The organism is Clostridium sp. AF12-41, assembly GCF_003461685.1.
GTDB lineage: Bacteria > Bacillota > Clostridia > Lachnospirales > Lachnospiraceae > Otoolea > Otoolea fessa.
The window spans coordinates 724,193-748,637 of record NZ_QTXO01000001.1 but is presented as its reverse complement, the minus strand read 5'-3'; the positions used below and the strand labels follow the sequence as shown (position 1 = coordinate 748,637).

The window sequence follows — 24,445 nt, the reverse complement described above, 5'->3', positions numbered from 1 at the left end:
GTGACTGTGAAGGCACTGAACAGTTACGATTATGAAAGTATATGACAGGAATTTAGGAGATAGAAAATAGAATGGCTGAAACGATCATTACGACAGAATATTCAGAGGAAATGCAGCGCAGCTATATGAACTACTCGATGAGTGTCATCACGGCCCGCGCCATCCCGGATGCGAGGGATGGTTTGAAACCGGTACAGCGCCGCGTCCTTTACGATATGGGGGAGCTGCATCTGGGGCATGACAAGCCGCACCGGAAATCGGCGCGTATCGTCGGTGATACGATGGGTAAATACCACCCGCACGGCGACAGTTCGATCTATGAGACGCTGGTCGTGCTTTCCCAGAATTTTAAGAAAGGAATGCCGCTGGTAGACGGACATGGAAACTTTGGTTCCATCGAGGGCGACGGGGCGGCGGCGATGCGTTACACGGAGGCGCGTCTCCAGAAGTTTGCGGAGGAAGTATATTTAAAGGATTTGGATAAGACCGTCCGCTTTGTGCCGAACTACGATGAGACGGAGAAAGAGCCGGAGGTTCTGCCGGTCCGTGTGCCGAATCTTCTGATTAACGGTGCCGAGGGAATTGCGGTCGGCATGAGTACCAGCATTCCGCCACACAATCTGGGCGAGGTCATCGATACGGTGATGGCGTATATCGATCAGCCGGAGATGGAGACGGAAGCGCTTCTGAGCGTCTTAAAGGGACCGGATTTCCCGACAGGCGGCATCATTGCGAATAAGAGTGAGCTTCCGGCGATCTATGAGACGGGAATGGGGCGCATCAAGCTGCGTGCCCGGATGGAGGTGGAGCTTGGAAAACGCCGTTCTGACCGGGACAAGCTGATAATCACGGAGATTCCGTACACGATGATCGGCGCGGGCATCAATAAATGTCTGTCGGATATCGCAGATCTGGTTGAGTCCAAGAAACTTGCCGATGTGGTGGATATTTCCAACCAATCGAATAAAGAAGGAATCCGGATTGTTCTGGAACTCAAGAAAGATGCGGATATTGAGAAAATCCAGAATATTTTGTATAAAAAGACAAAACTGGAGGATACATTCGGCGTCAATATGCTGGCGATCACGAATGGACGCCCGGAGACGCTGAATTTAAAGGGAATCTTAAAGAATTACCTGGATTTCCAGTATGAAAATAATACCCGCAAGTATCAGGTACTTCTGGAAAAGGAACAGGAGAAGAAGGAGATCAAGGAAGGTCTGATCACAGCCTGCGACTGCATCGATCTGATTATCGCGATCCTGCGCGGTTCGAAGAATCTGAAAGATGCGAAAGCCTGCCTGATGGAGGGCGATATTTCCAAAATCCAGTTCCGCACACCGGGATTTGAGGAAGACGCCAAGAAGCTTCATTTTACGGAGAAACAGGCATCTGCGATTCTGGAAATGCGTCTCTATAAACTGATTGGCCTGGAGATCTTGGCATTGCAGAAGGAGTACAAAGAGACACTTCGCAAGATCAAAGAATACCAGAAGATTCTCGGCAGCCGTGAGGCGATGGATGAGGTGATTAAAGAAGATCTGCAGTCAATCAAGGAAGAGTTTGCAGTGGAACGCCGGACGAAGATCGAGGATGGACGCGAGGCGGTGTATGACGAGGCGGCGGAGAGCGCCAGACCGGGCGTGTTCGTGCTGGACAAGTTTGGTTACTGCAAGATTCTGGAACCGTCGATCTACGAGCGGAACCGGGAGACAGTGGACACGGAGAATGTGTATGTACTGCCGTGCCATACGACGGATAAGATCGGATTGTTTACGGATCTGGGTGCATTCCATCAGGTGAAGGTGACGGAGATTCCGTTTGGAAAGCTGCGCGATAAGGGCGTGCCGATTGATAACCTGAGTAAATTTGATGGCACCAAAGAACGTCCGGTCTGTGTGGTGAATGTGGCGCAGTTAAAGGGACAGAAGCTATTATTTGCAACGAAGGATGCGATGATCAAGATCGTGCCGGGCGGGGAATTTGAGACAAATAACCGGACAGTGGCGGCGACCAAGCTGCAGGAGAATGATATGCTTCTCTCGGTACAGCCGTCGGACGGCATGAGAGAGGCGGTTATCCAGACAACCAGCGGTATCTTCCTGCGATTCCCGATCGAGGAGATATCGGAGATGAAGAAGAATGCGAAAGGTGTGCGCGGCATCAAGCTGGGACGTACCGAGTCGCTGGAGGCAATCCATCTGCTGGACGGCACTGAGGACGATCCGATCGTTATGTATAAAGAAAAACCGGTTCATTTGAGCCGTTTGAAAATAGGGCACCGCGATGGCAAGGGAAACCGGGCGAGAAGCTAGAATCAAACAGAAAGATTCCGAGAGTACATTTACGAAAAAAGGAGGTATTTCATATGGCTGAACTTCAGAACACACCGACCCCTCATATCGGGGCAAAGCAGGGCGAGATTGCGGAGACGATTCTGCTTCCGGGCGATCCGCTGCGGGCAAAGTATATCGCAGAACATTTTCTGACGGATGCAAAACAGTTCAATACAACGAGAAATATGTACGGTTATACCGGCTATTATCAGGGCAAACGCGTGTCTGTCATGGGAACCGGCATGGGCTGTCCGTCGATGGGAATTTATTCGTATGAGCTGATTCATTTTTATGGATGCAGGAATCTGATCCGGATCGGAACTGCCGGTGCGCTGCGTCCGGAGGTAAAGGTGCGCGAGCTTATTTTTGCGATGGGCTCCTGTACGACATCCAACTATGTAAAACAGTTCCGCCTGCCGGGGGATTATTCCTGCGTGTGCAGCTATGAGCTGCTGGAAAAGGCAGTTGAGTCCGCGAAAAAGAGAAATTTAAAGTATCATGTCGGTAATATTTTGTGTTCCGATATGTTCTACAACCCGCCGCTTGAGCCGGCCGGGACTACCTGGGCGCAGATGGGCGTTCTGGCAGTGGAGATGGAGTCGGCGGCACTTTACAGCAACGCTGCCTATGCGGGCGCAAATGCGATCTGTATCCTGACCGTATCGGATTCGGCAGTGACCGGAGAGGCGACGACGGCAGAAGAACGCGAGAAGACGTTTACCAATATGATGGAAGTGGCGCTGGATCTGGTGTAAGATAAGCTGGTAAAAGTAGAATTTGAAGAGAAAACAGGAGAGAAAAATGATAGGAATTGCTCCAAAGGAGTGGAAAACAGATCTTCCGGAGTTTTGTGAAAAAACGAGGGATTTTTATGCAGGAAAGATGGATAAGGGCTCATATAAGGGCTTTTCAGGACGTTACGGCAGTTATGCACAGAAAGGCGGCGTGGCGAGCATGCTGCGTCTGCGTATGACGGCAGGATGTGTGTCGAAGGAGAAGCTTGCATTTATCGCAAAGGCAATCCGCGCATATCAGGTAAATATGGTACATTTTACGACTTGTGAGAGCGTGCAGTTTCACAATCTGGATGAGAAATCAGTCTGTGAATTGATGGAGCAGGCACTCGATGCCGGGATAGTGACGATGGGCGGCGGCGGAGATTTCCCGCGAAATGTGATGTGTTCTCCGCTTTCCGGTGTGGAAGAGGGCGAATATTTCGACGTTATGCCGTGGGCGAAGGCGGCGGGCGAATACCTGATGACCTTCATCAATGCGGAAAAGATGCCGCGCAAGCTCAAGGTTTGTTTCTCTAATTCACCGGCGAATGTGACGCACGCGACCTACCGAGATCTGGGATTTGCGGCTTGCCCGGACGGAACGTTTGAGGTATACAGTGCAGGCGGTCTGGGAAACAATCCGCAGTTTGGCGTTAAAGTTGCCGAGGGCGTTGCGCCGGAGAAGATTCTTTATTACATTAAGGCGATGTGGCTGACATTCCGGGCATATGGCAATTACGAAAACCGCGGAAAAGCGCGTACCCGGTATATGCAGGAAGCACTCGGCGGAGCGGAAAATTACCGGAAGGCGTATCAGGAAAAGCTTCAGGAGGTACTGGCATCCGGGGAACAGCTGGATCTTTCACGTGAGGAAGTGATGGCAGCGGCAGGAATGAAAGAAAAGCAGGGCAAAACAGGCGATGGAAGCAGCGCGTCGGGAGAACGTGTGCTGGAGCAGAAACAGCCGGGACTTTATACGGTTATCTGGCATCCGATTGGCGGACAGCCGCGCCCGGAGACGCTGGCATCCCTGGGAGAACTGATGCAGTCGATTGACGGCACAGAGCTTCGCTTGGCACCGGATGAAACTGCTTATATCATCAATTTGACCGGAGCAGAAGCAGAGAAGATCCTGGAGGCGACGAAGGAGACGGCTCAGACAAAGTTTGAGACATCGGTAAGCTGTATCGGTGCGTCGATCTGTCAGGTTGGTGCACGCGATTCGCAGGCTCTGTTACAGGCGTGTGTAAAGGCGGTCGGGGAGGCACAGATCCCGGACGGCGCACTTCCGCAGATTCATATTTCCGGATGTCCGTCTTCCTGCGGTACCCACCAGACTGGACCGATGGGATTCCGCGGAGGCGTGCGGATGGCAGATGGCAAGGCACAGCCGGCATTTGTATTTTATCTGGGCGGAAATGAGGTACAGGGAAAAGAGACGATGGGACGTGAGCTTGGCACGATGTTTGAGAGCGAGATTCCGTCGTTCTTAGTCAAACTTGGAAAAGAGATTGCGGCAAGGGGGCTTGATTTTGAGAGCTACCGGACGCAGTACCCGGATGGGATTGAGAAGGCTGCAGCGGAATACTTAGCTTAGAAGAACCTATTTTGAGTTAAAACATCGTTAAATCCGTGACAGACGTTATAAATTTATCAAATGTCCGCGAGTGACGTACAAATGTATTTTTCTTGCGGAAAAATGTTGATTTTTTGTTTGTTTTGTTATAGGATAGACAAGAATTACAGCGGCAGAGTGAAAACGTGTTGCAGAGCAGGAGCTTCCTATCCAAACTCCATCCTGCCATGAGAAGCTGAAAAAGCCGCTGTCAGAAGAGGAGAAAAACGATGAACATGGAAAAGAAATTACGTGTAGGCATTCTGGGAGCAACTGGTATGGTAGGTCAGCGTTTCATCACGCTTCTGGCAAATCATCCGTGGTATGAGATTACTGCGCTGGCAGCAAGCCCGCGTTCTGCAGGAAAAACATATGAGGAGGCAGTCGGCGGACGCTGGAAAATGCAGACCCCGATGCCGGAGTGTGTGAAGAAGATGGCCGTTATGAACGTAAACGAGATCGAGAAGGTAGCATCCGAAGTTGATTTCGTGTTCAGCGCCGTAGATATGACAAAAGAAGAGATCCGTGCGATTGAAGATGCGTATGCAAAGACAGAAACACCGGTTGTTTCCAACAACAGCGCACACCGCTGGACACCGGATGTTCCGATGGTAGTGCCGGAGATCAATCCGGAGCACTTTAAGGTGATTGAGTTCCAGAAAAAACGTCTGGGAACCAAGAGAGGCTTCGTAGCGGTAAAACCGAACTGCTCCATCCAGAGCTATGCACCGGTTCTGACTGCATGGAAGGAATTTGAGCCATATGAGGTAGTAGCTACGACGTATCAGGCAATCTCCGGAGCTGGCAAGACGTTCAAAGACTGGCCGGAGATGGAAGGCAACATCATCCCGTACATCGGTGGTGAGGAGGAGAAGAGCGAGCAGGAGCCGCTTCGTCTCTGGGGAGAGATCAAGGACGGCGAGATCGTGAAGGCATCCGAGCCGGTGATTACCTGCCAGTGCATCCGTGTATCGGTTCTGGACGGACATACAGCAGCCGTATTTGTAAAGTTCAGAAAGAAACCAACCAAAGAGCAGCTGATCGAGAAGCTGGTTAATTTCAAAGGACTTCCGCAGGAACTGGAGCTTCCGAGCGCACCGAAGCAGTTCATTCAGTATCTGGAAGAGGATAATCGTCCGCAGGTACAGCTGGATGTCAACTATGAGAAGGGTATGGGCGTATCTGTTGGCCGTCTGAGAGAAGACAAAGTTTACGATTGGAAGTTTGTAGGTCTCTCCCACAACACACTGCGCGGCGCAGCCGGCGGTGCGGTACTGTGTGCAGAGCTTCTGACCGCACAGGGATATATCCAGGCGAAATAAAGAAATCTGTTCAGAGAATCCGTGAAATAGAAAATTAAAACTGATAAAAGTAAGAACTGCCGCCCAGTGGCGGAGAGGCTGTTTAAAAAACGATGGCTGACTCTGTCCGGAACGGCAGTTTTTGTTTGTGTCATAGGAAACTTCGTCCTAAGACACAAAAATGCTCCGCGTGATGCGTCAAGGAACATTCTTTTTTATCTGAAATGGAATCTTGGTAATTGTTCACAGGTGGGAATTTTCTGAACTGAAAATTCCGTAAGATACAGTTCTGGCTGCAGCTTTTGCCGATTTGGAATGTGAAGCATCGGCAAAAGCCTGTTACTGGGCACACATGTGTGAACAGTAACGAATCTTTAAATTTTTATAATGGGATTTGGAAAAAATGGGTGTGCATGAGGGGAAAAGTATTGTATACTTAATAAATCAGCTATTTATCTCAGTCGAGAAGACGCCCACCTCTTCAGGTGGTGAGTAATAGCAAATTTGTCTCAGTGGAAGCCTTGTCTCCGACTGAGATAAACGCTCCGCGAGGATGCACAGTGATTCTGATAGGAATATGTCAGCTTCGCTGACCAGAATCACGCGCCAAGTCTCACGGACGTTCGACTTGAAAAGTTAAATAGATTTATTCTGACATAGGTAAGCATAAAAAATGCGAAAAATATTTTTCGGATTCTAAAAATGAAAGGGGATTTGGCATGGTTGAGAAGACAATCTTTGGAACAATGGAAGATGGCAGAGAGGTCAGCCGTTATACATTGACGAATCAGAATGGAGTTTCTGCATCCTTTTTAGATCTGGGTGCAATCTGGTCCACGATGCTGGTGCCGGATCGGAACGGAGAGATGGCGGATGTCCTGCTGGGACATGAAACAGTAGCAGACTGCCTGGTAAGCGATGGGCATCTGGGCGAGGCTGTTGGACGAAATGCAAACCGGATTGGCGGCGCGGTGTTTACGTTAAATGATAAAAAATACGAATTGACGGCGAATGATGGTCCGAACAACCTGCACAGCGGCATGGATTTTTACCGGAACCGTATCTGGGCGGCAGAATATGAGACGGGCGTTAATCAGGTTTCGTTTACACTGGAAAGCCCGGACGGCGATCAGGGATATCCGGGAAATGCCTCGATCCGTGTGACCTACACGCTGACAGATGAAAATGAAGTAAAGATTCATTACGAGGGGACCTGCGATCAGGATACCATTTTTAATATGACAAACCATGCGTATTTCAATCTGGCAGGCCATGAGAGTGGTCCGTCGCTTTCACAGATGGTTTACATTGACAGTGATGCGATCACGGCGGTAGACAAGGTGCTGATCCCGACCGGTGAGATCCGCAAGGTAATGGGGACTCCGATGGATTTCTCAGATTTCAAGCCGATCGGACGTGATATTGAAGCGGATTACGATCAGTTAAAACTGGGCGGCGGCTACGATCATAACTGGATTCTCAACCATGAGTCAGGCGTATTCAGTCTGGCGGCGGCTGCGATCGACGAGGAGAGCGGGCGCAAGATGGAGGTATACACCGATCTGCCGGGAGTTCAGTTCTACACGGGCAATTTCCTGGACGGACAGGTTCCGGGTAAGGGCGGCGTGAAGTATGTGAGACGCCAGGGATACTGCTTTGAGACGCAGTATTACCCGAACGCAGTCAACATGCCGGGATTTGCATCCCCGATCGTGAAAAAGGGCGAGAAATACGATACAACGACCAGTTATAAATTTATGACGGTTTAAATTTGTATTTGATTTGTGATTATTTTGACATAGGATAGAGATTGACATGAGTGAGACAAACAACAAGGGAGTAAAAGTGCTGGCATCTGCCAGCCTTTTATTTGTAACAATTATCTGGGGCAGCGCGTTCGTTGTGATGAAAAATTCGATGGACGCGATCACACCTACATACCTTTTGGCGTACCGGTTTACGATCGCGGCGCTTGGGATGGCGGCTCTTTTCTGGAAACAGATCCGGGGAATGTCGATGCAGGAGTTTAAATGTGGCGCACTGGCGGGATTGTTTCTATTTATCAGTTATTATTTTCAGACGTATGGGCTGAAATACACGACCGCGAGTAAAAATGCGTTTATTACGACGTTGTATGTGGTGATCGTGCCGTTTCTGGCATGGGCGGTTAATCATGTGCGCCCGAAGGCAAATAACCTGGTCGCAGCGGGATTTGCTGTTGTGGGATTGGCTCTTTTATCGCTGAAAGGCGATCTGTCGGTCAATTTTGGTGATTTCCTGACGCTGGTGTGCGGCATCTGCTTTGCGGTTCATATGATTTTTTTGGATCGCTTCACGGCATACTGCACTCCGATCCGCCTGACGGTCATGCAGATGGGAACAGCGGCGGCGTGTTCGTGGGTGCTGGGGCTTCTCGCGGAAGGCGCGTTCCATCCGGAAGTATTTACACTGCCGGGAGTAGCAGTTTCGATGCTGTATCTGGGACTCGCATCCAGTATGCTCTGTTTTCTGCTTCAGACAGTGGGGCAGAAATATCTGAGCGCCAGCACATCCTCGATTCTACTGTCGTTTGAATCGGTGTTTGGACTCCTGTTCTCTGTCTGGCTGCTGCATGAGAAGCTGACGGTGCGGATGCTAATTGGCTGTGCGCTGATGTTTGCGGCGGCGATTCTGGCGGAGTGGACGCCGAAGCGGAAAAGGAATTAGAGGAAATTAGGTACTGAACAGTTACGAAATTAGTAAGATAGGAGCAGAACAACGTGGCAAAATCGTTATTTATAGCCGAGAAACCGAGCGTGGCGCGTGAGTTCGCAAATGCACTCAAGGTAAATGGACGATCGGTGGATGGCTATATTGAGTCGGAAAATGCGGTTGTGACCTGGTGTGTTGGACATCTGGTCACGATGAGCTATCCGGAAGTATATGATATGAAATATAAGCGCTGGAGTCTGGAGACACTTCCATTTCTCCCGAAAGAATGGAAATATCAGGTTATCGACAGCGTGAAGAAACAGTTTGGAATCGTGAGCGGTCTCTTAAACCGGGCGGATGTAGATACAATCTACGTCTGTACCGACTCGGGACGGGAGGGAGAATATATCTACCGCCTCGTCGCGCAGATGGCTGGCGTGCAGGGCAAGAGACAGAAGCGCGTCTGGATCGATTCACAGACGGAGGAAGAGATTCTGCGCGGCATCCGCGAAGCGAAGGATCTGTCCGAATACGATCATCTGGCGGATTCGGCATATCTGCGGGCAAAAGAAGATTATCTGATGGGAATTAACTTTTCCCGCGCACTGACGTTGAAATATGGACCATCTGTTTCTAACTATATGCGAAGTTCTGACCGGACCGTGATCTCAGTCGGACGCGTCATGACCTGTGTCCTCGGTATGGTAGTCCGCCGGGAGAGGGAGATCCGGGAATTTGTCAAAACGCCATTTTACCGCGTGATTGGTACATTCGGACCGGCAGGCATCTCGATTGACGGCGAATGGCGGGCGGTGGAAGGAAGCCGGTACTATGGAACGCCTTGTCTGTATAAGGAAAATGGTTTTAAGGAGCGAAAGGACGCGGAGGCGCTGATTGCATGGCTGTGGGAACGCGAGAATGGAAGCGAAAATTCGGGAGTCATGCAGTCAGAGGTCAGCGACGCAGGAAAAGCGAACGCGGGTTTAATGAGCGTATATAATACTTCGCAGGGAACCATTTTAAAAGTGGAAAAGAAAAAGGAAACCAAAAATCCACCTCTTCTCTATAACCTGGCGGAGCTCCAGAATGATTGTTCTAAAATGTTTAAAATCAGCCCGGATCAGACCCTGAAAGTGGTGCAGGAGCTGTATGAGCGAAAACTGGTTACCTATCCGCGAACGGACGCGCGTGTGCTTTCAACGGCGGTGGCGAAGGAGATCAGTAAAAATATCGGCGGTCTGACGCATTATGAGCCGCTGGCGGCATTTGCATCGGAGGCGATGCAGGCGGGGCTGTGGAAAAACATAGCAAAAACGCGCTATGTCAATGATAAGCAGATTACCGATCACTACGCAATCATACCGACCGGACAGGGACTCGGTGCGCTGCGAAGTCTCCCAGAGTTGAACCGTAAGATTTACCAGGTGATTGTGCGCCGTTTCTTAAGCATCTTTTATCCGGCGGCGATTTACCAGAAATATGCGGTTGAGATTGAGGTAAAAGGTGAACATTTCTTTGCCGGTTTCAAAGTATTGAAAGAAGTGGGATATCTCAAAGTGGCAGAAATTCCGAAAAAGAAAAAGGACACTGCCGGGGAAGGTGTCGGCAGAACGAACCGTCTTGAAACAGGTATAGATGGAAATGATGCGGAAAATCCGGCAGGAGAAGCAGATGGAACGGACGGCAGCCAGCCAAAGGTAATTGACGCGTCCCACCCAGAGTTTATCCAGATGCTGGAACAGCTCAAAAAGGGGATGAAAGTGTCACTGGATGATTTGCAGATTAAAGAGGGCGAGACGTCTCCGCCGAAGCGTTATTCCTCCGGTTCGATGATTCTGGCGATGGAAAATGCCGGTCAGCTTATCGAGGACGAAGAGCTGCGCGCTCAGATCAAGGGCAGCGGCATCGGAACGAGTGCAACCCGCGCGGAGATCCTGAAAAAGTTGTTCAACATCAAATATATGGCGCTCAATGAAAAAACGCAGGTTATCACGCCGACCTACCTGGGCGAGCTGATTTACGAGGTTGTACACACATCCATGAAGCAGCTTCTCAACCCGGAATTGACGGCAAGCTGGGAAAAAGGTCTGACCTATGTGGCAGAGGGCAGCATCACGCCGGATGAATATATGCAGAAATTAGAGCGCTTCGTTATCGGACGCACTTACAATGCGGTTCATATGGGAAATGCGTATGGGCTGCGGCCGGCGTTTGATGCGGTTGCTGTGTTTTACCAAAATGCAGAGAAAGTGTCGCGAAGCAGAAGCGTAAAGAGTAGGGGAACTGCGAAGACTGCAAGAACAGTAAAAGCTGAAACTAGCTCTGAGACGACAAGTATTACATCCGGACAGGAACAAAGTAAGTGAAAGTAAACAATCTATTTATAATAATAGAAGAAATTGAATTTCAAGAAAGGCAATGATCATGAAAAAAGAAGAAATGAAAATCACAGAATTATATGATTTAACCCATACGCTGGCTTCAGATTATCTGAAACAGTTTACCTACCCGTGGGAGGCGCTGGCAGGTCTCAGTGATTTTATCATCGAATTGGGAAATAGCCTGGATCCGGCAGAATATGAGAAACGTGGTGAAAACATCTGGGTTCACAAGACAGCGAAGGTATTTGACAGCGCCTATCTGCACGGACCGGTCATCGTCGGCAAAGACGCCGAGGTGCGCCACTGTGCATTCATCCGCGGCAGCGCCCTGATCGGAGAAGGTGCAGTAGTCGGAAACTCTACCGAGCTTAAAAACGTCATCCTGTTCGATAAAGTACAGGTACCGCATTATAATTACGTCGGAGACTCCATCTTAGGCTATAAATCCCACATGGGTGCCGGTTCCATCACCTCCAACGTAAAATCCGATAAACTTCTGGTGGAAATCCACGCCGAAGACGGCAAGATCAAAACCGGACGCAAAAAAATCGGCGCCATGCTCGGTGACAACGTAGAAGTAGGCTGCGGCTCTATCCTAAACCCGGGCAGCATCATCGGACGCGGTACCAACATCTATCCGCTTTCCAGCGTGCGCGGCGGGGTAGATGCAAACTCTATCTATAAGAAGCAGGGAGAAGTTGCTAAAAAGGAAGAGTCCTGTTTTGCGTCCGAATCACAAATACCTATTTTCACCGGTTCTCTACACTAAATGAAACACATCCACCAGCAAAATCTCTGCCAGTCCATAATAAGTCACAACCGCTACCAGATCATTCACCGTCGTGATAAGCGGACCAGACGCAACTGCCGGGTCAACCTTCAGCTTGTGAAACAGCATCGGCACCAGTACGCCGACCAGGCTGGAGATTACCATTGCGGTCAGAAGAGAGATGCCGACACAGCCGGAAAGTGCAAACGAGAAGAAAAGACTCTTCTGCTTCATAATATGGATGAAAATGCCGATTACGACGAACGAAGCCGATCCGAGCAGCAGTCCATTTAAAAATCCGATTCGCATTTCCTTGAATACAAATCCCAGCTTCTGCATCGCGGAGATATCCTCATCCATCAGGACACGGATGGTGACAGCCAGCGACTGGGTGCCGACATTGCCTGCCATGTCGAGGATCATCGACTGGAAGCAGATAAGAAGTGCGATACGGTCAACGATCGGCTCGAAAATGCCGACTACTGAGGAAACCCCCATGCCGAGGAAGAGTAGCAGCACCAGCCACGGGAGACGTTTTTTCAAACTCTGCAACAGTGGTTCGTGCAGATCCTCTTCCGAAGTAAGACCTGCCAGCTTTGCGTAGTCATCACCCATCTCGTCGTCGATCGCCTCGGCGATGTCCTCGTAAGTGATGGCACCGATGATCTTATGGTTCCGATCGAGTACAGGGATAGAATCCTCGCTGTAATCGATCAGCTCTTCCATACAGTCCGAAGATTTTTCATCCGCGTACACATACGGATAGGAGGTACTGATAATGTCCTCCAGCTTCATGTACTCACGGGCAGTGATTAAATCCTTCAGCTCGATCGCACCGAAATAGCGCCCATTTTCGTCTTCGACGTAGATGGTGTCGATGTTGTCGTTGTCCTCCGCCTGGGAGATCAGATGGCGCATTGCCTGCTTGATCGTACAGTTATTGGGAATGACGATGTAGTTGGTCGTCATCCGGCTACCGATCTGTTCCTCATCGTAGGAAAAGATCAGGTGGATATCATCCTTAGATTCCTGATCCATGCGCGCGATCAGGGCTTCTTTTTCCTCCGGATCTAAATTTTCGAGGATATCGACCGCCTCATCGGCATCCATCTCTGCCAGAACGGCTGCCGCCCGGTCAAGCCCCAGCTCATGCAGATAAGGCGCCGGTTCATCGAGATAGGTGAAAATCTCTGCCGTCATTTCCAGAGAGAGAATATTGTAGAGGCGTTTCCGGGTCGCAGTGTCCAGTGTTTCCAGAACCTCGGCAATATCGTTTGCATGGTAATTGTCGAGGTCATCCCGGATTACGCTTGCCGGTTTTCCGCTGCGGATGATCGCGCGGATATTTTCTTCAAAATTAGCATTATGCTCTGCGGTTGCGGCGATCGGAGCCGTTTCCGGGGAGCTTGTTTTCTTTTCGTCCATTTCTGGAGTCTGATTCATATTTGGTTCCCTCGCTTTCTGTCGTTCTATTTAATGCCGTTTGGGACGTACAGGGCGAGCAGTGCGGGGATAAAAAAATCCACCGCCAGTCGGGAACAGGATGAAATGCCGCAGATGGCAGTTTCAAACCCGCGCCAGGGCGATGGACAAATATATATGAAAACCAATCGTGCCGGGAAACGTTCAGCACTGAATCACCAGCCTGTTAAAGCAGGCGGAAATGTGCTGCCAGACAGCCCGATTCACACTCAAAAAGACCCTGCGGCAGACCAACAGTCTGGTACGCATGGTTGGAATTCATAGTTTGATTTTGCCCATCGCGACGACTTCGCCCGTTGCTGTCACAACTGTCCATGTGGTTCTCCTTTCTGAATTTTTAAAAATTGCAGTTTTATTAAAGCACGGAATTTCGTGAAAGTCAAGCCGGATTTTCCAGCACCCGGATGCCTTTTAAGATAAAGTCCTCTGTCAAGATTGCCATCTGTTCTGTGGATTCCTTCATGCCGCTTTCGATCCAGTACTGAACGGTACCGACACAGCCGGAAACGATAAAGGCGGAAAATGCCGCGAGCGTATCCGGATCGCTGGAACATTTGAGATCCAGCCAGCCTTTTAAACATTTATCGCTGACAATGCGTTTCAGGCGGTTGACAAAATTCAGATCACCGTTTTCTCCTATTAAGATAGAAACAATCTCTGCATTTTCCTGTACAAGAGGAAATAGTTCTGAGAGTGCGAGGGAAGGGCGCGCTACCAGTTCGGGAACGGGATGGTGCGTCAGGACAGACTCAACCTCTTCGATCAGTTCATTTTTGATCTGATCCATCAGGTCAAAGACATCTTTATAATGAAGATAAAAGGTGCCGCGGTTGATGTCAGCCATCTCGGCGAGTTCGCGTACCGTGATATCCTGAATTTTTTTTTCTTTGAGGAGGCGGGTTAAGCATTCTTTTAACTGGCGTCTCGTCTTTCGTACACGCCGGTCGAGTATTTCTTCTTTCATAGTGACTTCCTTTCTGAACGTTTCCAGACAGGGAAACGCCGTATGACTGTGTATCGGAGGCTGTGGATGAAGGGAGTGTTAAAAATAAGTAAAAATGGGCACACCAGATACAAAAAACAAACATAATGTGATGAAATGTTGATTAAAATACAACTGACGTAAAAATGATTATTGTATTCATTCGAACAACTTAGTATAATGCATTATAGTTCAAAAATGAACAAATGTCAATTAAACAGACATGAGTTGTATATGCTCTATTTTAGATGTAACTGTTCACTGCGAAGAAGTCTTTTGTATGGAACGTTTCACAGACGGCAGGAGTGGCTGACAATCGGGAAAGGAACGGCTATGAGAACCTGCAGCATATGCGAAAGCAAAAGGAAATAGATACGAAGGTGGAATCTGGTATGAAAAATTTTGTCATTACAATCGGAAGAGAGTTTGGAAGCGGCGGCCATAATCTGGGGCAGTCTCTGGCAAAGGAACTGGGAATTCCCTGTTATGACCGCCATCTGATAGAGGAAGCAGCGGTGTGCGGCGGATTTAAGATGGAGGAACTGGAAGAGGCGGACGAGATGAAGGCGAACCGTTTTCTTTTTAAGGTTCCGGCCAAGTGCAATCCGTTTACCGGTTATGGAAAGCCGATGAATGATACCTTGTTTGTCGTGCAGTCCCAGTTGATCCGGGAGTATGCGAAGAAAGGTCCATGCATCATCGTGGGACGCTGCGCTGACAAGATCCTGGAGGAGACAGAAGGGCTTATTTCTCTATTTATATATGCCCCGATGGAGGCGCGCGTGAAGGAGATTATGCGGCGTTACGAGACAGATGAAAAAGAAGCTGAATACCTGATCAAACAAGCGGATAAAATACGGAAAAATTATTATAATTTTTATGCAAAAAAGACGTGGGCGGATAAAGCAAGTTATGATATGTTGATTGACAGCAGCCGGATCTCGGAAAAGGAGCTGGCGGCGATGCTCCGGGCACTTTTAACGGCACGGGGGGTGGAACTGGAAACAGATGGATCCGATCAATAAGCATAAAGAAGAGTGAGGACAGCGTATGAAGGACAGAAATTTGTGGATGAAGAAGGAAGAAAAGCGGACGGCGCCGGGGTTAAAAAGGGCGCTGAAAGCGGTTCTGGGACATAAGATAGTACGGCTGGCAGGAATCGCAGGAGTAAGTCTCCTTTTCTCAGCGTCTGCCGCCCAGACAGTGTTTGCGGATGATGCGGGTGTCTGGCAGCCGGTGGAGAATGGTTATTATCTGGTGGGAATGGACGGTTCTTACCTGACGGGCTGGCAGCAGATGGGCGGAAAATGGTACCTGCTCGGAGCAGACGGTTTGATGAAAACGGGCTGGGAGCAGGAAAAGGGAACCTGGTATTATCTGCAAGGGGACGGCGCGATGGCGACCGGCTGGCAGAATATCGACGGAAAATACTATTTCCTGAAAGACAGCGGCGCGATGGAGGGAACGACCTTCACAAAGGATGAGACGCAGTATACGATCAACGCGGACGGCAGCCTGGCGAACGCCAAAAAGAAGAAAAACACGGGCGGCGGCGCGTACACGCTGGCATTTCTGGATGCAGATACCCAGGCGATGGCGGACAGCTTAAATGAGCTGAAGGCGGACGCGTTTGACGGGGATGAGGAAGAAGATTACTATGACGATGACAAAAAAGATTACGATAAAGATGCCAGCTTTATTTTAAATGGAAAATTACAGCAGATCGCCGAACACCGCCTGGCGATGGCACGCAGTAAGGGTTATGGAAGCAGCCGGATCCCGGATGAAGGCACACTTGATGATTACCTCAAATCCATCGGGGAAAGCACTGCGAGACGTCATACGGAGATTTACCTCATCAACTGTGATGATGTGACGCAGGCAGAAGAAAAGCTTCTGCGTAATCACGACAGCGACGAGAAAAAGCGCGTGGACCGGGTGATTTATTATAAGGAAATGGGTGTTGCACATCAGCAGGTCGGCGATAAGCATTATTATATGATTATTTTGATGCGGTAAGGATCGCAATCATTGTATGACAGGAGCAAGCAGGCATGAAACTGAAATTTTTACATAAACGCAAAGAAGAAAAACAGACGGAAAAAGAAGCCTTCTCCCTGCCGAAATTCATCATTGAGCGGAGCAGGGCGATCGAGATTGTCTTTCTGGTTTTGGTGCTGATATCAGCGCTCATGGCGCCGTTTGTCGAGATCAACTATGATCTGACGGAATACCTGCCGTCGACCGTCCAGTCCAAACAGGGACTGGACCTGATGGAAGAGAAATTCGGCTACCCCGGCACGGGGCGCATCATGATTGATGATGTTTCGCTTTATGAGGCGAAAGCCTACAAGGATAAAATAGAGGCGTTGGACGGAGTCGATCAGGTCATGTGGCTCGATACATCGACCAGCGTATACGCGGCGGACGCATTTATCAACTTTAATAGTGTTGATGAGTATTACAAGGATAATACGGCGGTTATGGATATTGTTTTTGTAAACGGCGACACGGATAAGAGGACGTCCCAGACGATCGATGAGATCAAGGACATTCTCGGAGACAAGGGACATTACGTTGGCATGGCGGTTCAGAATAAATCGCTGCAGGAAAATGTTTCGAGCGAGATGAAGCTGATTATGACGCTGGCGGTCGTGGTTATTTTCCTGATTCTGACCGTGACGACGAATTCCTGGTTTGAACCGGTGCTATATCTGACGGTCATGGGCGTGGCGATCGTCCTGAACAAAGGAACGAACCTGTTTATCGGGCGGATATCCTTTTTGACGAACAGTGTGTCGGCGGTCCTGCAGCTCGCCTGCTCGATGGATTATTCGATTTTCTTAAGCCACGCGTTTGCGAGGGAAAAGGCAAAGGGACTGGATCAGATGACCGCGTTAAGCAACGCGATCAATGAGGCATTAAACTCCATTTTCGCCAGCAGCCTGACGACGATCGTCGGATTTATCGTTCTGTGTTTTATGAAGTTTAATATCGGATTTGATATGGGACTCGTGTTGGCAAAAGGTATTGTCCTGAGTCTGCTGACAGTGGTGTTTTTCATGCCGGCGATGATTCTGCGTATGACGCCGATGATTGAGAAAACATCCCATCGTTCGTTCCTGCCGTCGTTTGATAAGCTCAGCCACGGTATCTACAACAGCCGCCGCATCGTGCTGATTCTGATTGCGGTGCTGGCGATCCCGGCATACACGGCGCAGAGCATGAACGATTTCCTCTACGGAAATGACGCGGTTGGCGCCAGCGAGGGAACGACGGTATATGAGGATGATGAGCTGATTACAGCGAAATTCGGACGAAGCAATATGATGATGGCAATCGTGCCGGATACTTCTTTTATCAAGGAAAAACAGTTCACGGATGAGCTGGAAGACCTGCCGTACATGAAGAGTGTAACGTCCTTGTCCGGGCAGCTCCCGGAGGGCGTACCGGAAGATTTCCTTCCGTACAGCATCACAAGCCAGTTACATAAAAAAGATTATGCGAGAATCCTTATTTACGTTAAGAGTAAGGGCGAGAGCAAGCTGGCGTACCAGTGCTCGGATGAGATCCAGGCGATCATGAAGAAATATTATCCGGAAAATTCGTATCTGGTCGGCACAACACCGTCCACACAGGACATCCAGACGACGATCACGAAGGATTACAGCCGTGTCAATGTGATGTCGCTGATCGGCGTATTTGTGGTTGTCATGTGGAGTTTTAAATCACTGATTATTCCGCTCCTTATCATGATTCCGATTGAGGTCGCGATTTTCGTCAATATGGCGGTACCGTACATCGTCGGAGACACGATGATTTTCATTGGTTACATTATCGTAAGCTGTATCCAGCTGGGCGCGACCGTCGATTATGCGATTCTGACGACGAACAATTATCTGGAATGCCGCAAGACGATGGATAAGAAGGAAGCGGCGATCGGGGCGCTGAATCTTGGTATTCCGGCGATTCTGACATCCGGTTCGATCCTGACCTGTGCCGGATATATTGTATACAAGGTATCGAGTGTCGCGGCGATCGGCGATCTGGGACATTTGATTGGACGGGGGGCTCTGATTAGTATGCTTTTTGTCTGCTCCCTGATGCCGGCATTTCTGGTATTGTTTGATCATATCCTGATGCAGAACGAATTTGAGAGGATTCATCTGTTTTTCAAAAAACGGCGCGAACGCCGCCATGCCCGTATGAAACGGGCGGCAAGACGCGTGGCTGGTGCCGTGTGGAAAGGGAAAGAGCCGCTGGTGGATTCAGTTACGTCGAAAAGAAAACAATTCGAAGCTGAAACGAAAGCGCTGGAAGATACAGAAATGACAGAGATGGGCGGTTCTCAAGAGAAAACAGATTCCGATGCGGAGGCGCGGGAGAAACACAGAAGAAAGCTCCGGCTACTCGGAAAAGTGAGAGAACGAAGAAAAGACCGGAAACGGAAGATGACAGAAAAAAGGGAGGCTGGAAGCCATGAAGAAGATCATTAGAAGAGGAGCGGCGGCGACGCTGGCAGCGGTTACGCTGGTAACGAGTGCGGCAGTTCCTGTCCGGGCGGCTGCACCAAGAGTTCAGGTAGATGAAACGATGTATGTCAATCTGGACTATTATGGAACGGCAACGCAGATCAATGTGGTCAAAGGCTGTACCACGAATGGACTGACCGAATATACCGATTATGGTACCTATGACAAGGTGGTCAACATGACGGACGACACGGCGCCGGAAATTGGCGATGGAACCGTCACATGGAAACTGCCGGAGAAGAATTCGCGTTTTTATTATCAATGTACGATGCCGAAAAACAGCGTCGATCTGCCCTGGACGTTTGACGTTTCCTATAAACTTAATGGAGTGGAAGCGGATGCATCCAAACTGGCGGGGGCGTCTGGTCTGGTTGAGGTCAATGTAAAGGCGACCCCGAATGAGAAGGCGAAGGCATATTATAAAAATAATATGGTGTTGACCGTGCTTGTGCCGGTGGATATGGAGAAATGCTATAGTGTCGATGCGCCGGGTGCGCAGGTGCAGTCGGTTGGAAGCTATCAGGCGGCAATGTTTGCGGCGCTTCCGGGCGAGGACGGCGATTTTACAGTCCGGGTCGGCACGGATAATTATGAGAATATCGGAGTCATTATGATGATGGTTCCGGGGACCCTGGATGAGCTGAACCGCATCAAGGATCTGAAAGAGGCGAAAGATACCTGGCGCGAGGATGGAAACAAGATGTATGATAGCATGAATGCGCTGTTAAAGACGATGGAATCCATGAAGTCGGATGTTTCCGGCGTGAAGGGCGGTCTGGCAAATCTCGATCAGGCGCGTGGAACCGTCAGTGCTAACCGGAAACAGATCGAGGCGCTCTCGACACAGGCGCTTGCCGATCTGCAGGCGGTTACGGATCAGACGACGGTCATGATTCCGTATTTACAGACGGCGCGCGATGCAGTGACGGATATTAACAGCAACACACAGGCGCTTTCCAATACGATGGAAGATATGCAGGATGAACTGGATCGCCTGTATGACCGCCTGGGAAGTCTGAGCAAATCGCTCCGGTCGGCTTCGGATGAATTAAATAAGGGTCTTGTCAGTCAGCAGACGCAGGATGCGATCGAGAAAGATATTGTCCAGCGGATGGCGGAAGTCCAGAAAATTTTGGAAGAACTCGATAAACTTCTGGGACTGGGAAATACCTCCCTGGCGGTGACAGAACAGGGGATTGGAAGCCTGAATCAGAGTTTAGCCACGTTAGACGGCATGAAGCTGAAACGGATCCGCAAGATGAAGAGTGCGGAGAAGGAAGAGACATCTGTATCGTCGGAGGCGGCATCTGGAAACGGAAATGGTCAGACAACGGGGGCGGCTGGCAGCGCAGATATCACGGATTCTGCAGGTGCCGCCGATCATGCAAGAACTACGGGTTCTGCAAATACCATGGATGATGCGGAAATGGCAGCAGGCACTTCGGCCTCTGGCTCAGCAGGAACAGAAAGTAAAGATTCGGCTGAACAGGAAGCAGCGGGCGCAGGCATAGCGTCTGGTGCAGCTGGTAACCAGGCGGAAAAAGCGGCTGAATCAGCGACAAAGACGGAAGAGAAGAATCCTGCTTCGACGGCAGACAAGGCAGAGACGGATTCTGCTAAGAATTCGGGTTCCGCTTCGGAAGACAACTCCTCGGGTCAGGATGCAGAGGTGAATGCATTTGGAACCGAGGTTTCTGCGGGAGCCCTGACAGCCGGACCGTCCGGCGAGCCGGGAAGCGGCGGTGTCAATGATGCGAGCTGGGAAGATGAGATTGGCAATGCAGAAGATGATGTAGAGGAGGCGCTGGAGTCTCTGTCAGCGACTACTTATTCTGCGGATGCTGCAAGTCTGGTGGAAGAGACGAAGGGCATTTTCCAGAAAGTGGAGCAGGCGCAGAAAACTGCGAAAACGATTGTGAATAAAGTGAATGGTGCGTTCAAGACGGCGGGAGATATTACTGGCAAGACGGGTTCGACTTTATCGGCGCTCAGAAGTTCGACCGATGAACTGATTAATTTGCTGGATGATATGCGGGTCCTGATTGACACAACGGATAAATATGTGCCGACGATGCTGGATTCCCTGTCTGATTCTGAAGAACTGATGAACCGGCTGACCAGGGCACTTTATACCACACATGATATGCTCAGTCTTTTGAATGACACGCTGATTTCGGCAGGTGATTCGCTGGATGCCGGAACCAAGGCAACGCTGCAGGGCATGGAGAAGATTCTTGATAAGAACCTGACCCTGATCGATCAGCTTGCGGCGGTTCGGGAAGCGGGGGAAGACATGAAGAGTACGCTCGATGAGCAGATCGATAAGTTTGAGGATGAGAACAACTTCCTGAACATAGATCCGGAGGCGGAGAAGATTTCCTTTACCTCCTCGAAAAATCCGTCCCCGAACAGCGTGCAGATCGTCCTGCGGACCGATGAGATCAGCGATGATGATGAATCAACCGATATCTCCGATCAGGAGGCAGACGGCAGCAGTGAAGAAGGTCCGTTAAAACGGATGTGGAATGTGCTGGTGGCGATCGTGAAGGCGATTATTGAGATATTCCAGAATCGGTAAAAGATGCAGAATAAAAATAGATAAGAAAAAGAACTGCCGCATCAGCAAATGATTTGCTGGGCGGCAGTTCTTTTTAGTGGACCAGACGGGAGTTGAACCCGTGTCCAAAAACCAATTCCCTGTTCTTCTACTATCATAGTCCGTTCTTTGACATTCCCTCTATCCTGCGGAAACGAACATCCTCAGAACTTCAGTAGTTCCTGATACGCCTGACAGTCCGGAACCCGCCTGTCATCGTTTCTCACATATTCGATGCCAGATTCTTAAAGTGTGAGTGCTCTAAGGCTGACAACTGCCAAATTAGGCAGCGTATGCTAATTTGTTGTTAGCGTTTAATTTTAAGTTTGCCATTTAACGCATCGCATGCGGATAGCTTCACCAGCTTCATGATCCCTGTCGAAACCGGTACTGGCCCTTATATTTAGATCCTTATTATCATACCATGAAAGAGGCGGTCTGTCAATGCAGTGAAAACTCAAGAGAAAAATATCTTGACAAAATAGAAACAGCTGATATAATCGAGACTGTAATGATGAACCAGAAACGGGTTTATCTATATAAAGAAAGTGTTGAGAAGACCAGTAGGATTGTGGAACTGGACAGAGAACGGCGTCGCAGGAAAAGCCTGAAATAACAGAGGCAGGTGGCTGTGGGTGGAAACGTCGGACAGGAAAACAAATCTGAATACCAGCTTTGAATGTCCCTTAATCGGGAACGGTGATTCCGTTATCATCAGAATGAAGTGGAGTCGATCCGAAAGATCGATTCAATAAGGGTGGAACCGCGATTAATCGTCCCTTAGTCAGAAACATCTGGCTAAGGGACTTTTTGTTTCATAGGAAATTGCGTCCTATGAAACAAAAAACGCTCCGCGGGATGCGCACTCGCGCGAAGAAGCAACATGTCGCAGGCGATCGTGCTCGGCGCGAGAATGTGCCAAGACACATTCTTTCGTGGTTCTTCTGGTCAGGAAGCTTTTATTATTTCAGAACGAAAAGGAGAAAAAAGATGAAGATCACATTAAAAGATGGCTCTGTCAAAGAATATGCGAGCCCGATGTCCATCATCGATATTGCAAAAGACATCAGCGAAGGCCTGGCGAGAGTGGCATGTCTGGGTGAGGTTGACGGTAAGGAAGAAGATCTCCGTACCGTGATCGACCATGACTGTCAGTTAAATATCCTGACTGCAAAGGATGAGAAAGGTCTGGCAGCTCTGCGCCATACCGCCAGCCATGTAATGGCACAGGCTGTAAAACGCCTTTACCCGGAGACAAAACTTGCGATTGGACCGTCCATTGCAGACGGTTTCTACTATGATGTCGATCCGGCTACCCCTCTGACTGCAGAGGATCTGCCAAAGATCGAGGCAGAGATGAAGAAAATCATCAAAGAAGCACTTCCACTGGAGCGCTTTACTCTGCCGAGAAATGAAGCGATCGAGTTCATGAAGGAGAAAGAGGAGCCGTACAAGGTAGAATTAATCGAGGATCTGCCGGAGGATGCAGAGATCAGTTTCTACCGTCAGGGTGATTTTACTGACTTATGTGCAGGACCTCACATGATGAACACCAAGGGTGTTGGTAAGGCATTTAAGCTGATGAATCTGGCAGGCGCATACTGGAGAGGCAGCGAGAAGAACAAAATGCTGACCCGTATCTATGCGACCGCATTTGCAACCAAAGAGGATCTGGAAGCATACATCACAATGATGGAAGAGGCAAAGAAACGTGACCATCGTAAACTGGGCAAAGAACTTGGCCTGTTCATGATGCACGATGCAGGTCCGGGTTTCCCGTTCTTCCTGCCGAAGGGCATGGTACTGAAAAATACCCTGCTTGATTACTGGAGAGAAATCCATAAAAAAGCTGGTTATGTAGAGATTTCCACTCCGATCATCCTGAATCGCAAGCTCTGGGAGACTTCCGGACACTGGGATCATTACAAAAACAATATGTATACAACTGTGATCGATGAAGAGGATTACGCAATTAAACCAATGAACTGTCCGGGCGGCGTTTTGGTATACGCTTCTGAGCCACGTTCCTACCGTGATCTGCCGCTGCGTATGGGTGAGCTTGGTATCGTTCATCGTCATGAGAAATCTGGTCAGCTTCATGGTCTGATGCGTGTACGCTGTTTCACACAGGATGATGCACATATTTTCATGACACCGGAGCAGATCAAGGACGAGATCAAGGGCGTTGTACACCTGATCAATCAGGTATATTCCCTGTTTGGGTTCAAATATCACGTAGAGCTGTCCACCCGACCGGAAGACAGCATGGGAAGTGATGAAGATTGGGAGATGGCAACCGAAGGCTTGCGTTCCGCTCTGGAAGAGCTGGGACTGCCGTATGTGGTAAACGAGGGCGATGGCGCATTCTATGGACCGAAGATCGACTTCCATCTGGAAGATTCTATCGGAAGAACCTGGCAGTGTGGTACCATCCAGCTTGACTTCCAGCTTCCACAGCGATTTGAATTAGAGTACACCGGAGCAGACGGCGAGAAACATCGTCCGATCATGATTCACCGTGTTGTATTTGGTTCCATCGAGCGTTTCATCGGTATCTTGATCGAACACTTCGCAGGTGCATTCCCAACCTGGCTGGCACCGGTACAGGTAAAGATTCTTCCGATTTCTGACAAATACGCAGATTACAGCAAGGAAGTTCTGGACAAGCTGACCGAGGCTGGCATCCGTGCAGAGATGGATACACGTTCCGAGAAGATCGGCTATAAGATCCGCGAGGCACAGACCCAGAAGATCCCGTACATGCTGGTTGTTGGACAGAAAGAGGAAGAAGAGAAGACCGTTTCCGTCCGCAGCCGTTTTGCAGGTGACGAGGGTGCAAGCAGTGTAGAGAGCTTCATCGAGTCCATCCAGAAGGAGATCGAAGAGAAAAACCTGCGTGAGACTGTGAAAGCAGACGAAGCTAAATAATTTTGAAAAATTAAAAAATTAGGCAGACGCATCTGTGAGATAAAATCATGGATGCG

Annotated in this window: 15 protein-coding genes and 1 other RNA gene; 13 read left to right on the top strand and 3 right to left on the bottom strand. The window is 49.4% G+C overall.

The genetic code is table 11. The features are described 5' to 3' along the window. The first annotated feature begins 71 nt into the window (after window positions 1–71). The 8 genes from DWV73_RS03230 to DWV73_RS03195 all read left to right on the top strand — a co-directional run bounded on the left by DWV73_RS03230 (window position 72) and on the right by DWV73_RS03195 (window position 11,869). Window positions 72–2,315, top strand: a complete 2,244-nt coding sequence (locus DWV73_RS03230) for a DNA topoisomerase (ATP-hydrolyzing) (protein ID WP_117795663.1) — start codon at window positions 72–74, stop codon at window positions 2,313–2,315. A 53-nt stretch (window positions 2,316–2,368) separates the two neighbouring features. Beyond that, window positions 2,369–3,091, top strand: a complete 723-nt coding sequence (deoD, locus tag DWV73_RS03225; protein ID WP_117795661.1) for a purine-nucleoside phosphorylase — start codon at window positions 2,369–2,371, stop codon at window positions 3,089–3,091. Window positions 3,092–3,137: 46 nt separating this feature from the next. Next, window positions 3,138–4,709 (top strand): nitrite/sulfite reductase, encoded by a 1,572-nt coding sequence (locus DWV73_RS03220; protein WP_117795659.1) that lies wholly within the window; start codon window positions 3,138–3,140, stop codon window positions 4,707–4,709. Window positions 4,710–4,963: 254 nt separating this feature from the next. Next, window positions 4,964–6,049, top strand: coding sequence for an aspartate-semialdehyde dehydrogenase (asd, locus tag DWV73_RS03215; protein WP_117795816.1), 1,086 nt, complete (start codon window positions 4,964–4,966; stop codon window positions 6,047–6,049). Between the two features lie 698 nt (window positions 6,050–6,747). Further along, a complete protein-coding gene (locus tag DWV73_RS03210) occupies window positions 6,748–7,797 on the top strand; it encodes an aldose epimerase family protein (RefSeq protein WP_117795657.1) in 1,050 nt (349 codons plus the stop codon). 46 nt (window positions 7,798–7,843) lie between these two features. Continuing rightward, the gene (locus DWV73_RS03205) at window positions 7,844–8,734 is read left to right on the top strand and encodes a DMT family transporter (RefSeq protein ID WP_117795655.1); all 891 of its coding nucleotides are present in this window, start codon (window positions 7,844–7,846) and stop codon (window positions 8,732–8,734) included. Window positions 8,735–8,787: 53 nt separating this feature from the next. Beyond that, a complete protein-coding gene (locus DWV73_RS03200) occupies window positions 8,788–11,085 on the top strand; it encodes a DNA topoisomerase (protein ID WP_117795653.1) in 2,298 nt (765 codons plus the stop codon). Between the two features lie 58 nt (window positions 11,086–11,143). Next, on the top strand, window positions 11,144–11,869 hold the full coding sequence (locus tag DWV73_RS03195) for a UDP-N-acetylglucosamine pyrophosphorylase (protein ID WP_117795651.1): 726 nt from the start codon (window positions 11,144–11,146) through the stop codon (window positions 11,867–11,869). Here the strand turns inward: DWV73_RS03195 and mgtE are convergent. Together mgtE and DWV73_RS03185 are read right to left on the bottom strand one after the other, a co-directional pair. Beyond that, window positions 11,861–13,312 carry a magnesium transporter gene (gene mgtE / locus DWV73_RS03190; RefSeq protein WP_242995717.1) on the bottom strand — a complete coding sequence of 484 codons (1,452 nt, stop codon included), beginning with the start codon at window positions 13,310–13,312 and terminating at the stop codon, window positions 11,861–11,863. The genes DWV73_RS03195 and mgtE overlap by 9 nt on opposite strands. A 418-nt stretch (window positions 13,313–13,730) precedes the next feature. Next, a complete protein-coding gene (locus DWV73_RS03185) occupies window positions 13,731–14,315 on the bottom strand; it encodes a TetR/AcrR family transcriptional regulator (protein ID WP_107000022.1) in 585 nt (194 codons plus the stop codon). A gap of 410 nt (window positions 14,316–14,725) precedes the next feature. Between DWV73_RS03185 and DWV73_RS03180 the strand changes: the two genes are divergently transcribed. The 4 genes from DWV73_RS03180 to DWV73_RS03165 are packed head-to-tail and all read left to right on the top strand — an operon-like array spanning window position 14,726 to window position 21,443. Continuing rightward, window positions 14,726–15,358 carry a cytidylate kinase-like family protein gene (locus tag DWV73_RS03180; protein WP_117795649.1) on the top strand — a complete coding sequence of 211 codons (633 nt, stop codon included), beginning with the start codon at window positions 14,726–14,728 and terminating at the stop codon, window positions 15,356–15,358. Between the two features lie 46 nt (window positions 15,359–15,404). Further along, on the top strand, window positions 15,405–16,352 hold the full coding sequence (locus tag DWV73_RS03175; protein ID WP_181986205.1) for a cell surface protein: 948 nt from the start codon (window positions 15,405–15,407) through the stop codon (window positions 16,350–16,352). A 35-nt stretch (window positions 16,353–16,387) separates the two neighbouring features. Further along, window positions 16,388–18,829, top strand: coding sequence for an MMPL family transporter (locus tag DWV73_RS03170; RefSeq protein WP_117795647.1), 2,442 nt, complete (start codon window positions 16,388–16,390; stop codon window positions 18,827–18,829). After that, window positions 18,813–21,443 (top strand): hypothetical protein, encoded by a 2,631-nt coding sequence (locus DWV73_RS03165; protein WP_117795645.1) that lies wholly within the window; start codon window positions 18,813–18,815, stop codon window positions 21,441–21,443. The genes DWV73_RS03170 and DWV73_RS03165 overlap by 17 nt, the downstream gene beginning before the upstream one ends. A 74-nt stretch (window positions 21,444–21,517) precedes the next feature. On the opposite strand, the gene ssrA is transcribed toward DWV73_RS03165, so the two are convergent. After that, window positions 21,518–21,858: a transfer-messenger RNA gene (ssrA, locus tag DWV73_RS03160) on the bottom strand. A gap of 593 nt (window positions 21,859–22,451) precedes the next feature. On the opposite strand from ssrA, the gene thrS reads away from it, so the two are divergent. Next, window positions 22,452–24,389 carry a threonine--tRNA ligase gene (thrS, locus tag DWV73_RS03155; RefSeq protein WP_107000018.1) on the top strand — a complete coding sequence of 646 codons (1,938 nt, stop codon included), beginning with the start codon at window positions 22,452–22,454 and terminating at the stop codon, window positions 24,387–24,389. Window positions 24,390–24,445: the final 56 nt, after the last annotated feature.

What these genes read in the sequence shown, in the direction of transcription:
- DWV73_RS03165 (WP_117795645.1), top strand. Translation starts at nt 18,813, where the DNA reads ATGAAGAAGATCATTAGAAGAGGAGCGGCGGCGACGCTGGCAGCGGTT.
- DWV73_RS03230 (WP_117795663.1), top strand. Translation starts at nt 72, where the DNA reads ATGGCTGAAACGATCATTACGACAGAATATTCAGAGGAAATGCAGCGC.
- DWV73_RS03210 (WP_117795657.1), top strand. Translation starts at nt 6,748, where the DNA reads ATGGTTGAGAAGACAATCTTTGGAACAATGGAAGATGGCAGAGAGGTC.
- DWV73_RS03205 (WP_117795655.1), top strand. Translation starts at nt 7,844, where the DNA reads ATGAGTGAGACAAACAACAAGGGAGTAAAAGTGCTGGCATCTGCCAGC.
- thrS (WP_107000018.1), top strand. Translation starts at nt 22,452, where the DNA reads ATGAAGATCACATTAAAAGATGGCTCTGTCAAAGAATATGCGAGCCCG.
- DWV73_RS03175 (WP_181986205.1), top strand. Translation starts at nt 15,405, where the DNA reads ATGAAGAAGGAAGAAAAGCGGACGGCGCCGGGGTTAAAAAGGGCGCTG.
- DWV73_RS03195 (WP_117795651.1), top strand. Translation starts at nt 11,144, where the DNA reads ATGAAAAAAGAAGAAATGAAAATCACAGAATTATATGATTTAACCCAT.
- mgtE (WP_242995717.1), bottom strand. Translation starts at nt 13,312, where the DNA reads ATGAATCAGACTCCAGAAATGGACGAAAAGAAAACAAGCTCCCCGGAA.
- DWV73_RS03220 (WP_117795659.1), top strand. Translation starts at nt 3,138, where the DNA reads ATGATAGGAATTGCTCCAAAGGAGTGGAAAACAGATCTTCCGGAGTTT.
- DWV73_RS03170 (WP_117795647.1), top strand. Translation starts at nt 16,388, where the DNA reads ATGAAACTGAAATTTTTACATAAACGCAAAGAAGAAAAACAGACGGAA.
- asd (WP_117795816.1), top strand. Translation starts at nt 4,964, where the DNA reads ATGGAAAAGAAATTACGTGTAGGCATTCTGGGAGCAACTGGTATGGTA.
- deoD (WP_117795661.1), top strand. Translation starts at nt 2,369, where the DNA reads ATGGCTGAACTTCAGAACACACCGACCCCTCATATCGGGGCAAAGCAG.
- DWV73_RS03180 (WP_117795649.1), top strand. Translation starts at nt 14,726, where the DNA reads ATGAAAAATTTTGTCATTACAATCGGAAGAGAGTTTGGAAGCGGCGGC.
- DWV73_RS03185 (WP_107000022.1), bottom strand. Translation starts at nt 14,315, where the DNA reads ATGAAAGAAGAAATACTCGACCGGCGTGTACGAAAGACGAGACGCCAG.